Source organism: Streptomyces glaucescens, from assembly GCF_000761215.1.
Classification (GTDB): Bacteria; Actinomycetota; Actinomycetes; order Streptomycetales; family Streptomycetaceae; genus Streptomyces; species Streptomyces glaucescens_B.
Map to the genome: position 1 here is coordinate 157,504 of NZ_CP009439.1, position 13,071 is coordinate 170,574.

A 13,071-nucleotide genomic window follows, 5' to 3' on the forward strand; every position below is an offset into this window, starting at 1 on the left:
AAGGCTTCGATCCGCTCCTGTGCGCCACCCGCAGGCCGGGCTGAGGCCAGTGGTAGGTGCGCGCCGACATCCTGGTGTCCCCGCGGAGATCCACCTCGACCTGATAGCGGACCGTCCCGTCCGCCCAGTCCTGCCGCGCCATGACTGGCGCGTACCGCCACCGGCCGGACGAGAACACCTTGAGCGCCGGGCGGTCGCCAGGCGGCCAAGTCCACACCACCGGTCGTGACCGCCGTACGGCCCCGGCGCCCCGGCGGCCCCAGGTACCAACCATTCCGGGAGCAGCGCCCGGCAGCCGGCCCAGCAGCCCAAGGCGCCCGCCCCCATGCCCCCGGCGGCGAAGGCCCCGGCCGCGCCTGCGGTGAAAGTGCCCGCGGCCCCGCCCGTCCGCATCAAGTGACCACGCGACGTAAGCCCCTCGGCCGGACACCGTCCGCCCCTCCAGCACACCCACGGAAGGAACCCCTTTGTCCGTCCGTCCCTGCAAGCGGTGCCCGGCCCCCTGCGCCGACTGCTCCCGCACGCTGCGCGTCCTCGCGGTCCTGCTCGGTGCGGCGCTGGGCCTCGCGCTGATCGCATTCGCCCTCGCCCTGGGGATCGCCGCTGACCTGACCGGCGACTCACCGAAGCCCACCCCGTCCGCCCCGGCTGTCCACCGCGCCCGCGGACCCGACGCCCAGCCCGCGGCCCACCGAGGAGCCGACGTCGGACCCGAAGCCGACCCCGACCATGCCGCCGGACCCGACGGGCACCGCGTGCAACATCTTCGACCCCGAGTGTCCGGGCGGCACCGGAGGAACCGGGGGCGCCGAAGCCTGACACCTCCCCGCTGCGCCCCGGCCGGACGACTCCCCGGCCGGGGAGTCGTCCGGCCGGGCCCGACGCTGCTGGCAGCGGGGGTACGCTCCCTCGACCGGCCGTCCGAAGTGTGATTGATGCCACACGTCCTACTGTGCGTGCCGAATCGGCACCCTAACCGGTGATCCGGGGTATCCCTAGTATAGCGATCTCGTCACGGACAGTAACTTTTCGATTGATGGTGTGGTCCCTCCCTGCGGCACATCGGGTTTCGATCGGCACTCGGTGTGGTCGGATGGTCCCAGCGATGCAGCCCAGCCTCGGACCCCTCTCGGGAACCGCGGTCTCGAGAGTTCGAGCCGGGCCCCTGTCCCCTCGGCAGGAAGTTGGGAGGCATCCATGGGGCGGCGTAACAACCGACCCGACGCGCGCAGGTCAGGGTGGCGACGGATCAAGGAGGTCTGCGTCATCGTGACGGCGTCCATGACGGCGACGTACTGGACACTGAGCGCCGTGCAGGCGGCTATCGACCTGCACACCACCGTCGCCCCCTGGTGAAGAAACCACCAGGGGACGGACGGTAGCTAAAAGGCGCGGGGCCCTCGATGGGTAGCAGCCGACGGGGGCCCTTCGCTGACGACTGCGTGCAGCCGCTGTCACCATGACACGGCTGCACAGCCCGCCGCTACCTCACCCGAGTCACCGTGACGACAGCATGGCGTGTCGTTCCCGACAGCACCTCCACCACCGTGCCGGTGACCACCGCGCTGTACGGCTCGCCTCCCGCCGTCGCCGCGCGCCGGGGCCGGGGAGCGCCGGCCAGGACCTGCGCCATCTCCGCGGCCAGCGGCGCCTTCAACGCCTGCGACAGGGCCGTGCGCCCGTCGGGCAGGCGCACGGCCAGGTGCCGGGGCCGCGCGGCCGGCCCGGTGAACCCGACGACCTCGGCGTCCACCGTCTCCGCGTGCCGGACCTTCCGCCACTGCCTGGAGCACCCGCGGTAGGTCGACGATCCGGTCTTCACCATCAGGCCCTCCACCCCCTGGGTCTGAAGCACCTCCTACCAGACCTGGGCCAGGGCGACGTCCGTCGTCGTCGGTACGGCCTGGATCGGCGGCTCGATCCCGTGCTCCTCCAGCACCTGCTCCAGCAGCGCCCTGCGACGGACGTACGACCAGCCGCGGACGTTGCCGTGCACCGGGTGGTGCAGCACGTCGAACACGGCGTACGTGGCGGGTGCTGCTCGGCGAGGAGGCGAGCGCGTGCGGGGGTGGAGTTGGCGCGGGACTGCGCGGCGCCGAAGTCGATCCGTCCGCCGACGTAGATCACGCCCTCGCCGTCGAGGACGACCCCGGGAGGCGGCTGCATCCCCGCGAGTGCCAGATCCATCCAGCTGCGGGTGACATCGCGCCCGGCCCGCGTCTGCAGACGGACAGTGTCCTTGGTGCGCCACATCACCAGCCGGTGCCCGTCGAACTTCGGTTCGTAGTGGAGATCCGTGCCGACAGGCAGCGTCGGCACGGCCTGGGCGAGGGCGACGGAAACGGGCCAGTCCACACTTTTGAGCCTGCGGCCGGCCTGCGCTCGCCGCGCGGCGGGGCCGCCCGCCGAGATGAGACCGGCTGGTAACCCGTGACGGACACAAAACCTTTGCAGCGTGCAGGGTGCGCCCCTGCTCGCGCCGTGTACCTCGGCCGCCACCCGGCGGCCGCGCGGCGCGGGCGGAAGGGAGCAACGTGCAACCGCACGTCATGCAGGCCATGCACAACTGGCGCATGGCCTGGAACGGCCAGCAGCACAGGGCGCAGGAAGCGTTCACCGCGGCGTTCCCCGCCCTTACCCCCGCCGACCGGTGCCAGTGCTTCGGCCCCACCCTGCGCTGGGAGAGGCCCGGCGAGGGCCAGGGCAAGGTGTGCCTCGACGATCACGGCCGCGCCACGATCGAGTTCGAGCGGGTCGCCAAGGCCGCGGTCGGCCACGCGATGAAGGAGACGTGGGGCGCCGACTGGTTCGACGAGGGCCTCGGCGGCTTCGCCGAAGCCGAGCCCGGCAGCTACCACTACGAGGACGAGCAGTCGTACGCCGAGTACCAGTTCGACGTCCACGACGAAGGCACCGTCACCTTCGGGATCTCGTACGTGAAGATCGACGACATCGTCACGATCCTCGACGTCCTCGAGCAGGCGCTCGCCGAGCACCGCGCGGCCTGACCCGGCAGGAGGAGAGGTGACGTGGTGCCCCGGATCCGTATCGCGTCACCCCTCACCTGGGTGTAGTAACCGCCGCCCGAGGCCGGCTCGCCCGCCTGGACCAGCCGGCTCGATGCGGCGCGGCCGACTCAGGCGGACGGCTGGCCCTTGTCCTTGCCACCACCGCCGCGGCCGCGCCCGATCCAGGCAGCGGCGACAGTGCCAACTGCCCCGATGACGGCAGCAATGATGATTTCCACTGGTTCCCCCTCGAGGTAATGGTAAGCGGATCTGCGTCACGGTCAGCATGATGAGGGGAATGGAGTTGCCCACGCAAACCTTTGTGTTGGCGTGTAACTGCTGTTCAGGGGCCATTTTCTGGGTTTCCTGGAACGTGGCCACACCGTTTTTAGGATGGGCCTGAAACCGTTTTTGGAACATTGCAGGTCGGGCTTTGAGGGCCTAGCAAAAAAACGTGGCTGGAAAACGGCGGCGAGTCAGGGCGCGACGTAAGGCTAGGAGGCCGTCCACTCTCCCCGCCTCGCCCTGGGCGCGCCCATCAGGGCCGTGAACGACACGGCTCGGCGCCCGGGGCAGGCGAGGAGACCAGTGCTGTGAAGGCACGACGGCGGACCGGCCCCACTGATGTGGTGACGGCGATCGTCTACGAGCGGGACGGCGCCTGCGCGCGCTGCGGGGCCCGGGAGGACCTGACCATCCACCACCGCGTGAACCGCGGCATGGGCGGCGCCCGCGAGGGACTGGATCAACCAGGCGCACAACCTGCTGCTCGTGTGCCGGGTGTGCAACGGCTGGTTCGAGGACAACCCGAGGCAGTCCTATGAGGCCGGGTGGAAGGTCCGCCGGCCGCAGCTCCCCGGCGAGGTCCTGGTGACGTACGCCGACGGCCGCGAGTACCAGCTCACCCCCGACGGTGTCCGCGCGATGGCGGTGACCCGATGACCGCCCCGGCCGCACCCGCGTGGTCCCTCTGACCGCCCAGTGGTACCTCGCCGGGTGGCGCAGCAAGTACCGCCTGCGCGCGAAGGCCCTCCGCACCCGCGTCGACGACCGCGACAATCATCGGCTTCGCCGCGACGCTCCTCGGGTACACCGTCGCCCTCGGCGTGTTCGGCGGACCATGCGGTACCACCCGGGCGTGGTTCCGCGACTTCGGCCACCGGTTCGGCCGGTACACGATCGGTGGCTGGCGAACCGTCCGGCGCGTGCCGGTGTCGACCTGCTGGGCGTTCGGCGGCAACCGCAGCCGCATCGGCTGCTACGGCACGGTTGCCTCTCGCACGCTGATGTTCGCCAAGTTCGCCACCCGCGCCGAGCTGCGCGCGAGCCGGGAACGCCACGGCGGCCGCCCGATGAGGCGTCGGTTGTGGGCCGCGCGAGGCCGAGAGACGTACGTCCCGCTCAGACCCGGCAAGCGCGCCCGCGCCCGCCGTTCGTCCCTGGACTGGGTCGCCGCCGTGGTCGAAGGCATCTTCGACGGCATCGCCGAGTTCCTGTGTACCTGGGGGCGGCGATGAGACGCCGACGCCAGTGCACCACCTGGTCCTGCTTCGCCGTCGACGTCCAGTGCCAGCGCCTGGCCCAGCACGACGGCCCGCACGGGGCTTCCCCGACCCCCACGTACGGCCGGCATTGATCCTGGACCGACGAGGACCCTGACGGCATCACGGTGCTCCACGGCACCGTGTGGTTCCACCGGCCGGACCGGACCCGGGTCAAGCAGACCGCCTGGCTCCTCGCCCCGTGGGCCCTGCTGGGATCGATCGCCTACCTCCTGTGGCGGTACTCGTCCCCGGCCGCAGCCGTCGTGTTCGTCGCTCTGGAGCTGCTGATGAGCGTCCGCCGGCCGCGCTTCGTCGACCTCGGCCGGTTCAGCGTCGGGGTGTGGCCGGTGACGCCCGCGGCGCCGCCCCTGATCTTCGGCATCGCCTGGGCGACGCACGGCGAGGGACGGAACGCGGAGATCGCCGGCCTCGAGGTGATTCTCGGCTCGGTGGTCGTTGGGGCGTTCTTCATCGTGCCGCGCAGCGAGTGGCCGGCGTACAAGCGCTCGCAGGCCGCGTTCAAGGCGCAGCAGAAGGGGCGCCGCTCATGACCCGGGTCACGCTGCACGGCTGTATCCGCGCACCGCGGTACCTGCGCGTGGGCGCGTTCGGCTGTGGGCTGTCCGCCTTCCGCAGGGCCCGGCCCTGGGCTTCGGCCGGGTCGCGACGACGGACACTCCCCACAGGCCGGCTCCCGGGCAACAGTACGTGCGCGACGGGAGCGGCTGGGTTCTGGTCTTGGGAGGTATCGCGTTCGTGGCGCTCCGTTGGAGGTCAGTAGCCGCACGCCAGTAACACCCTCGACGCCTTTTTGCCGTGGTGTACTGTTTCCGTCTGTGCGGCCGGCAAGGGGGTGCCCCAGTCGCCGCGTTTGGCGCTGCCTGCGCCGAAGAGTGACGGAGAAGCGACCATGCCCAGGAAAGCCCCGAAGTACGAAGGCGTAAAGCCCAACTACCCGCCGTTGCGGCGCAGTGCGGAACAGAAGGTCCTCCACGAGATGGGGCAGATCTCTCGTCCGGAGGACCGCATCGTGCGCGCAGTCGAGATCGTGCGCCAGGCCGACGCCGAGATCGGTGCCCACCTGGGCGACCGCAACGCCGCTTTGGCCAGCCTCTACTTGTACGACCACCTCGAGGGTGCCAGCCTCGCTGATGCGGTCGGGGTCAACAAGAACGCCCTGCGCAAGGTCCTTGCCGAGGTCTCCCTCGGTGACTCGCGGGCGCAAATCCCGCCTCACATGAGCGATGACGAGCTGACCCAGTTCGCCAAGAAGCACAAGGTCAGGCACATCCCGGACGCCGCCGAGCGGCTTGCCGAACTGGGGCGGATCATCGAGAAGGCCAAGGCGCGCCGCGGCGTCGCGGTCCGCGTCATGCAAGACACCATCCTCGTCCTGAACGACGAACCGTATGGATGGAAACCCGAGCGCATCGCCGAGCACGCCGGCGTGATGCGGGATCTGATCTACAAGCAGCGCGCAGCGGCCCGCAAGCGCCACGGCCTGTAGCGCACTCCCCAGCATCACCGGGGCCGGTCGTCTGCCGGTCACCACCGGGGACCGGTTTCCTGGTCGCCGAAGAACCGGCTTCCGGAAGACTGGGCCCCTTTAGTAACGACTGGCTGCTCCTCACCGGTGACCTTCCCGTGGGGATGCGGATTCCGCTGGGCCGCTACACCCTGAGGCCTTCACCGCCGACGAACTGAGGCAGCTGGGCCCCATGCCGGCACTCCAGGGCCTCCAGCCGGGTGGGCTCGACCTCGATCTCCTGGCCGGTGCCCCCTTTGTCCACGCCCACAACCCCGAGCGCGCGCCGGACCGCAGGGACACGGGCTGGTTCGACTTCGCCGGTCGCCGTCCGGAAGCCCTGCACTGGAGGGCGTTGCTGCCGCTGATCCTGTGGAGTGAGGATCTGCTGCACGTCGACGCGGTGTTCGGCGTCGAGCGCGGCCGCTACTTCGACCTGAACCGGAACCAGGTGCCCACCACCATCCAGATCTACGAGGATCGCCATGGCATCCCGGAAGAGGTCGAAGTCCGCGAGAGCGGCAGCTTCCGCGTCGCTGCAGCCGCTCTCCCTCGGCTGCAGGCCTTTTGCTCCGCGGTGACAGCGAAGATCGATGCCGTCATGGACGGCATCACCAGCGGCCGGAGTCTTCCCAGGAAGCGAGCCCGCCGTTTGGAGCGAGCTGCCCGTCACCTGCTGCAGGCCTACCAGCGCACCTACAGGGATGACGGCGTGTGGGAGGAAGAAGCCGACGAGCGGCTTCTGGACTACGTCATCGCGCTGGAAGCCCTGATGGTCAGCCCCGGCGACAAGCACGAGGGCATCAGCGAGAGGATCCGGACCCGGACGGCGGCCCTGTTCCCCAGCCCACTGCGCAAGGGCGTCGAGAGCAGAGTGCAGAAGGCGTACAGCGCGCGAACTAAGTACGTACACGGAGACCTCCTCGCCGACCAGAAGGAGGCCGAACTGCGCGAGCTCAGGCTGCTCGTCCGGCAGGTCGTCCTGCGCTGGCTCATCCTCACCCCCTACGACACCCAAGACCTCGCACCGCGTCTTGACACCGCAGCCGAATGCATCAGCTGCTCACGCGCCATCAACGAACCCCTACGCGCCTTCTTCCAGGCATCACCGCCACAGGAGGACGTCCGGGCCTGAGACAGCACTGCCTCCGCTGCCGCGGCCGACGTCGCCGCACGCCGCAGAGCTCGGGCCCCGTGGCGTTCGCGTTGATGGCCACCCGGGCCGTTCCGTGGCCGGGCATGAGAACCGCGTCGACCAGCCGCGCCCCGTCCAGGCCCTGGCCGCTGAGCTGTCGCAGCCGGTCGGCCACCGACTTGACCGCCTCCAGGCTGGCGTGGGAGGGGTTCTTGGCCAGGATCTCCAGGGTGCAGTAGCGCAGTACCTGCGGATGCGTGGAGCGGCGGCGCAGCTCGGCTCGCAGGGAACTGGCGTGCCGTGCGGCCTCGCTCAGTGTGGCGGCCGTAGGTCCCCTGGCCACCTGTCCCTTGTCGTTGATCCGCAGCCCGACATGGACGAGGACCTCGTTGAGGTCGTCCTGCCGGCGCGAGAACGTGTGGGGCTGCTGAACGTAGCGCACCGGGGCCATCGCCTCTTTGATGAACGTGATCACGCAGTTCGACGCGCCCTGGCGCGCCTGCTGCGCCAGCAGCGCCGCGGCCAGCCGGTCCCGCTTGTTGCCGCCGCCGTCCGCATCCGGCACCTTCACGACGGCCAGCAGCTGCCCGATCTCCCGCCCGGTCAAGCCGTGAGCGGTGTCGCCGAGCACACCTGCCACCGCCGTGACGACTGTTGCCGGCCAGGGCTCGTGACGTGTTGCCATGTCCCGTCCCCTTTCCCTCGTCCCAGGGCCAACCGGCCAGGATGTCACGGGCACGGAAGACAGACGCCCCCTTTTCCACGCCCGTGAAAGACCGCGACCCCAGGCATCCTCCGGGCCGCGGTCGGCCCCCGCTCTGGCCGGGGGCCGATTCCTGTGGCCGGCCAGCGGCCCCGGGCGCTGTGGACCCCTGGGGCCGCTGGCCGGGCCGCGATGACAGCTACGCCGTGTCCCCTTCGGCACCGACGGTGGCTGGCAACTGCGCCTGCCGGACGAGCCGGGAGGCCAGTTCGGGTCGACGCGCGGGTGGGCCGAGCCGTGCGCCGGGTTCAGCAGCCGGGCCGTCCACCCCTCGGCGACGCGGACCGCCTCCAGGCCGGTCCCCTCCGCCAGCGGGAGCACGGTCAGCAGGCACCAGGACGTCCACCGGGACGCCCCCCGGCCGTGCGGTGGGCGTAGTGCTCGGCCAGCCGGTCGCCGACCGCGCCCGGGCCCTGGCGGCACACGCTGCCCACGTACCGGCACCCACGGCGGTTGTCCCACGCGACGTACACCGCGCAGTTCGCCGCCACTCGGCGGCGCACCGCGACCGGGCTGGCCCGGCACACCACCACCGGCGAGCTTGAAGCCGGACGGCAGGGGCGGGTCCGTGCCCGTTCGCATCGGCCCGAAAGGTATTCGTGGAGGTATTCATGGTGGCATACTTTCGGGTATGGCAGACACGACCGTGAAGATCGACACCGAGACACGCGACCGGCTGGCCGCCATCGCTGCCGCTCGGGGCACGAGTGTGCGCGCGCTGGTGGCGGACCTGGCCCTGCAGGAGGAGAACCAGCTGAAGCTGGGCCAGGCCACCGCCGCTTTCCGGCAGGCCGTCTCCCAGCCGGGGATCGCCGAGGCCTTCGACCGTGACTTCGGCGGCCTTCCCCAGGACACCGACCGTATGCACCGGGCGGCCTGATCTTGGATCTGCACATCGACGTGCGCTGGCTCCTGGACCGGCAGGAGGATCTGCTCGGCAAGGAACTGGCCGTGCGGGACTACTCTGGGCTCGTCGCCGCCGTGGCCCGGCACCGGGTGAACACCCCGCACCTCGAGGTCGGCCAGCCCGACGCGTACTGGCGGGCGGCCGCGCTGCTGGAACAGCTCGTCCTGCTGCGGCCCCTGCCCGCACGCAACGAGTACTTCGCCTACGGCGTCGCCGTGGCGTACATCCGCGCCTCCGGCGAGACCGTGGACGCCTCCTACGAACCATGGCGCGACCTGATCACCGACATCCGCGCCCTGCGCCTGACGGTGTACGACATCGCCGACCGGCTCCGCTCACTGCGCCCCTCCTGACCGGTCATCCCCTTCTCGGAACCGCAGCAGCGCGTACAGGCATGAGCCCTTACGCGCTCGCCGAGACCGGTGGCGGCCTGCCAGGCACAACGGCAGGCCGCCACCGGCTCGCTCAGCAGCCCGCACAGCCGATCATGAACGGAGAGTCCTGCATGGGCATCGTCGGAGACGGCCTGGAGCGCGCCGTCCGCCAGGCGTTCACCCGCCCCATCCCCAAGAGCGCCGGGGCGCAGATGCGTTACCTGGTCAAGCAGCTCAAGGGCACCCGCGCGGTGGCCGACGCGCTCGGCGTCTCGCAGCGCACCGTGGAGCGGTACGTGAAGGACCAGATCCGCCGGCCGCGGGCCGACCTCGCCCAGCGCTTGGAGGACGCGGTGCGCGAGCGCTGGCAGCCCCGCGTCCGCGAGCGCGCCCGCCGCCAGGCCGCCACCAGCACCGGCCTGGTCGTGGACGTCCGGGCCCGGTTCGGCTTCACCGCCGCGCCCGGCACCACCGACGACGCACGGATGCGTCACCTGACCATCGCGCTGCCCCCGAGTCACGCGGCCCGTCTCTTCGACGCCCAGGACGTCGGCGCTGGCGAGCAGCAGCTGCGTGCCATCGCTGCCGAAGGCCTCGGCGAGATGTACTTCCGCGACGGAGGCCGCCGCGCCCACGGCCTGGAGGTCGAGTTCACCGACGTGGAACAGTTCGAGATTGACCTGTAGGGCCGCAGCCCGCCGGGGTGCGGACTTGGCCATTGAGCACGACGGTTGGCCACCCTGGCGCTCACTCGCAGACGTTGCACTGACGCCGATACTCCTGTGCGCCCCCCCCAGGGCGCGCCGCAGCGTACGGCCAATTGGGCCAGGAGGCAGTTGCGCTGCAGTGGGAAGCCCGTCAATGGGAATTGGACGTACATCACGCTTGCTATGCCCTGATCGTCTGACTTTCCGAGAGCTAGGATCGGGACCGGCGCCCGGTCAAGGCAAGGTGTTGCCGCGTGGGGCCGGGTGGTCGGTGACGGCCGGCCGTGGGCCGCTAACCCCTCCGCCGCTCCGCTGGCGGCGGACCGGCCGTCACACCGGAACAGGGAGCGGGCGGAGGCGCACCACCGGCCGCCGATGCTGGGTGCCATGCGCACTGCCCGCACCCGTCCCGCTCCCGGAGGGCTTGCGTGGCCGGTGTGTTCTTCCGTGCGGGCCTGGCCCCGGATGCTGGCGCGGTCGGGGCCGTCTTCGTTGTGCGTCAGCTGAGTCGGGTGCGGGCTTCTCTGACAGTACGTTGCCACTTCCAGGTCGGCTAAGTTGTGTCGGGCGGCGAGTTCGGTGCCGGCCCCGCGGTGGTGGCCGCCGACTTCGCGAAGGTAGGTGAGGGCTTCGGCGATGCGCGCCTCGGTTGTGGCGGAGGGGCCACGGCGCCGGCGGGGTGGGGGAAGTAGCCGGGTTTGGAGCCCGGGCCGACACCCGGACAGGGTGATCCGCCGGCCGTCATTTGTCTCATCCCGGCCAAGCGACAAAGACGCATAAGCTCTGTCGTGGGTGTCAATACCTCCCGCCCCTGGGATAGCGCAAGCGCCGAGCAGCGCCGAACACGGCATTGCTATTCTTCCGGGATGACTTATCCGACCACGGATGAAATCCGCGCGCTCCACGAACGATACGCGCCCACACCCGAGGCGTTCGAAGCCGTCTACAGTCACTGTGAGATCGTCTGGCGCATCGCGGAAGAACTATTGAATGGCTTGAATGAGACAATCATTGACGGAAACCTCGTCCGGGCTGGAAGCCTTCTCCATGACATCGGTGTCTATCGGCTCTACGATACCGATGGCAACCTGGAGCATGAAAACTACGTCCGTCACGGGCTCCTCGGCCACGAAATACTTGCGGCTGAAGGCCTTCCCGAGACCCTGTGCCGCTTCTGCTCCTGTCATACCGGCGTAGGCCTCACGAAGCACGACGTACTCTGTCAGCAACTTCCTCTGCCGCCGGCGGACTACCTTGCCGTGAGCGAAGAGGAAAAGCTGGTGATGTACGCCGACAAGTTCCACAGCAAGACCACCCCGCCGAAGTTCCTCACCGCCAACGCGTACGCCGCCTACGTCCGCCGATTCGGCGATGACAAGGTTGAGGCCTTCACCCTTCTCCGCAAGACCTTCGGCGAGCCTGACGTAAGCGCCCTTGCTGCTCTCTACGATCAAGCGCTCACCGAGTAGCCCGAGCTGCCAACCCTGGGCGCCGGCCGTCCACGCAAGGCACAGCGGCTCGCGGCCCAGAGACACCCCGGCTCGAAGCACCGTGTCCCCGGCGTTTTTGTGAAACCCAAGGCGTGCAACCGGGTGGCCCTGGCAAGCTATGACCCATGGCAAACCTCTTCGTCCAGGACCTCCGCGTCATAGCGCGAGGTCTGTCTGATGATCCTGCGGACTGGCCGTATATCCCATGCCCTACTTGCAAGCGTTCCGGACTTACACTCGTACCAAATTCACTCGTCCTCGAAGAGGCAAACCAGAGCCAATCCTGGCACGCACTCGACCATTGGGATCCAGATTGGATCTACGGCGCGTTCCATTGTGTACTTCGATGTTACAAGGAGACATGCGATCTCGTCCGAGTCGTGGGCCGCACAAGCATATACATGGAGAGCATGGAAGAGGGATATCGAGAGCACCTAACTCCTCAATTCTTCATGCCGGAACTGCCTTTGATTCAGAGCTTTGGCGACTGTCCGAAGCAGGTCCGGGAAATGATTGAGGCGGCTTCTCCAGTACTTTGGGTCGATCCGAGTTCGGCAGCGAACCGACTTCGGTCTTCAGTCGAGGCCTTGATGGACTGGGAGGGCATTCCGAGGAAATGGTCCAGCAATGGCAAGTCCTACAACCTCAGCCTGCATCGCCGTATTGAACGGTTCAAGACCGCTAAGCCAACTTTTTCAAAGGCTGCCGACCTCCTGTTGGCCGTGAAGTGGATTGGTAACGTCGGTAGTCATGGATCAGTAATCCGGGTTCTTGACGTTCTAGATGCGGTCGATATCCTCGATCGGATTATTCAGCAGCTCTATGATACCTCGCCTGCAAGGATTGAACGGAAGGCTGAAGAGATCATCGCCCGTAAGGGGTTGCCGGCAAGCCACATTACAAGCCTGCCCATGCCTCCGTTTTAAGTAATCTCAGTTGGGTTGGTAAGGCCACCTCCGCACGTGAGAGTTGGCGTTGAGCGTTTAGCGCGCCAGAGGTGGGTCGTGTTTCCAGAGTAGATCCAGCTAGATTTTTGAAGCACTCGGATGGTTTGATTCTGCTGCGCCACCGACTACCGTCACCCCCTCCCCTGCCCAGCAAGGTCCAGGCCGTGACGTGGGTAGCTCACATCGAGCGCAAGTGAGAACGGACTCGGGGGTGCGTGCCCATTCCAGTCTCTATCCAGTGCTTCGCTTTGAAGCACTGGTGGGGGGTGGCCTTGTTCTGCCAACGGTACATGCTGCATCATCTGATGCAGGGTCACCGGCCCCTGCTCGGGCAGGGCATGGGGCGCAGATCCGGATGCCCCGAAAGTTCTGGCCGAGGGAAACAGGCGACCCCCGGCCACCCCCTCGCCTCGCTGCCCGGGCCGCAGGCCCGTTGGCCGGCCCGCGCAGCGGGACCGGCCGGGTGGGCGGAGCGCAGCGGAGACCACCTCGCGGGGGCGCAGCTCCCGCAGCTCCGGGAGCGCAGCGGACGGAGCGTCACCGGCCCGGCGCAGCCGGGCCGGTGAGCTGGGCCGCGCAGCGGCCAGCAGCGCTCACGCTCCGCGTGAGCGCAACACCCGCGCGCAGCGCGGGTGTTCGCTTGCCCATCGCGCAGCGATGGGGTACCCGCT

Annotated in this window: 15 protein-coding genes and 1 pseudogene; 12 read left to right on the plus strand and 4 right to left on the minus strand. The window is 68.9% G+C overall.

Going from position 1 to position 13,071, the window contains the following annotated elements; all coding sequences use genetic code 11:
* Positions 1–1,197: 1,197 nt before the first annotated feature.
* The gene (locus SGLAU_RS35470) at positions 1,198–1,356 is read left to right on the plus strand and encodes a hypothetical protein (protein WP_159072855.1); all 159 of its coding nucleotides are present in this window, start codon (positions 1,198–1,200) and stop codon (positions 1,354–1,356) included.
* Between the two features lie 127 nt (positions 1,357–1,483).
* Here the strand turns inward: SGLAU_RS35470 and SGLAU_RS36645 are convergent, their stop codons facing one another.
* The 3 genes and pseudogenes from SGLAU_RS36645 to SGLAU_RS36655 form a co-directional block, all read right to left on the minus strand.
* The gene (locus SGLAU_RS36645; protein WP_244315390.1) at positions 1,484–1,855 is read right to left on the minus strand and encodes a hypothetical protein; all 372 of its coding nucleotides are present in this window, start codon (positions 1,853–1,855) and stop codon (positions 1,484–1,486) included.
* A 3-nt stretch (positions 1,856–1,858) separates the two neighbouring features.
* Positions 1,859–2,020, minus strand: a complete 162-nt coding sequence (locus tag SGLAU_RS36650; protein WP_244315391.1) for a hypothetical protein — start codon at positions 2,018–2,020, stop codon at positions 1,859–1,861.
* Between the two features lie 107 nt (positions 2,021–2,127).
* Positions 2,128–2,253: pseudogene (locus SGLAU_RS36655) on the minus strand (DNA ligase); the annotation flags it as partial.
* A 281-nt stretch (positions 2,254–2,534) separates the two neighbouring features.
* Between SGLAU_RS36655 and SGLAU_RS32665 the strand changes: the two are divergent.
* The 6 genes from SGLAU_RS32665 (at position 2,535) to SGLAU_RS32690 (ending at position 7,212) form a co-directional block, all read left to right on the plus strand.
* Positions 2,535–3,008: a hypothetical protein gene (locus SGLAU_RS32665; RefSeq protein WP_159072856.1), complete on the plus strand. Its 474-nt coding sequence runs from the start codon at positions 2,535–2,537 to the stop codon at positions 3,006–3,008.
* Between the two features lie 771 nt (positions 3,009–3,779).
* Positions 3,780–3,950: a hypothetical protein gene (locus tag SGLAU_RS35475; protein ID WP_159072857.1), complete on the plus strand. Its 171-nt coding sequence runs from the start codon at positions 3,780–3,782 to the stop codon at positions 3,948–3,950.
* A 263-nt stretch (positions 3,951–4,213) separates the two neighbouring features.
* Positions 4,214–4,525 (plus strand): hypothetical protein, encoded by a 312-nt coding sequence (locus SGLAU_RS32675; protein WP_159072858.1) that lies wholly within the window; start codon positions 4,214–4,216, stop codon positions 4,523–4,525.
* Positions 4,526–4,677: 152 nt separating this feature from the next.
* On the plus strand, positions 4,678–5,103 hold the full coding sequence (locus SGLAU_RS32680) for a hypothetical protein (RefSeq protein ID WP_043507573.1): 426 nt from the start codon (positions 4,678–4,680) through the stop codon (positions 5,101–5,103).
* A gap of 359 nt (positions 5,104–5,462) precedes the next feature.
* On the plus strand, positions 5,463–6,059 hold the full coding sequence (locus SGLAU_RS32685) for a hypothetical protein (protein WP_043507574.1): 597 nt from the start codon (positions 5,463–5,465) through the stop codon (positions 6,057–6,059).
* 211 nt (positions 6,060–6,270) lie between these two features.
* Complete coding sequence (locus tag SGLAU_RS32690) at positions 6,271–7,212, plus strand: HEPN domain-containing protein (protein WP_043507576.1); 942 nt, start codon at positions 6,271–6,273, stop codon at positions 7,210–7,212.
* Here SGLAU_RS32690 and SGLAU_RS32695 read toward each other — a convergent pair.
* Positions 7,151–7,897, minus strand: a complete 747-nt coding sequence (locus tag SGLAU_RS32695) for a TIGR02391 family protein (RefSeq protein ID WP_099052978.1) — start codon at positions 7,895–7,897, stop codon at positions 7,151–7,153. The two genes, SGLAU_RS32690 and SGLAU_RS32695, sit on opposite strands and share 62 nt — an antisense overlap.
* A gap of 709 nt (positions 7,898–8,606) precedes the next feature.
* Between SGLAU_RS32695 and SGLAU_RS32700 the strand changes: the two genes are divergently transcribed.
* The 5 genes from SGLAU_RS32700 (at position 8,607) to SGLAU_RS34275 (ending at position 12,379) form a co-directional block, all read left to right on the plus strand.
* A complete protein-coding gene (locus SGLAU_RS32700) occupies positions 8,607–8,855 on the plus strand; it encodes an antitoxin MazE (RefSeq protein WP_043507578.1) in 249 nt (82 codons plus the stop codon).
* A gap of 2 nt (positions 8,856–8,857) precedes the next feature.
* Positions 8,858–9,235 carry a hypothetical protein gene (locus SGLAU_RS32705; protein WP_043507579.1) on the plus strand — a complete coding sequence of 126 codons (378 nt, stop codon included), beginning with the start codon at positions 8,858–8,860 and terminating at the stop codon, positions 9,233–9,235.
* Between the two features lie 152 nt (positions 9,236–9,387).
* Entirely contained in the window at positions 9,388–9,942 is a 555-nt protein-coding gene (gene tpg / locus SGLAU_RS32710; protein WP_043507580.1) for a telomere-protecting terminal protein Tpg, read from the plus strand.
* Between the two features lie 887 nt (positions 9,943–10,829).
* Positions 10,830–11,432 (plus strand): HD domain-containing protein, encoded by a 603-nt coding sequence (locus tag SGLAU_RS32715; RefSeq protein ID WP_043507581.1) that lies wholly within the window; start codon positions 10,830–10,832, stop codon positions 11,430–11,432.
* 422 nt (positions 11,433–11,854) lie between these two features.
* On the plus strand, positions 11,855–12,379 hold the full coding sequence (locus SGLAU_RS34275) for a DUF4145 domain-containing protein (RefSeq protein ID WP_159072859.1): 525 nt from the start codon (positions 11,855–11,857) through the stop codon (positions 12,377–12,379).
* Positions 12,380–13,071 lie beyond the last annotated feature (692 nt).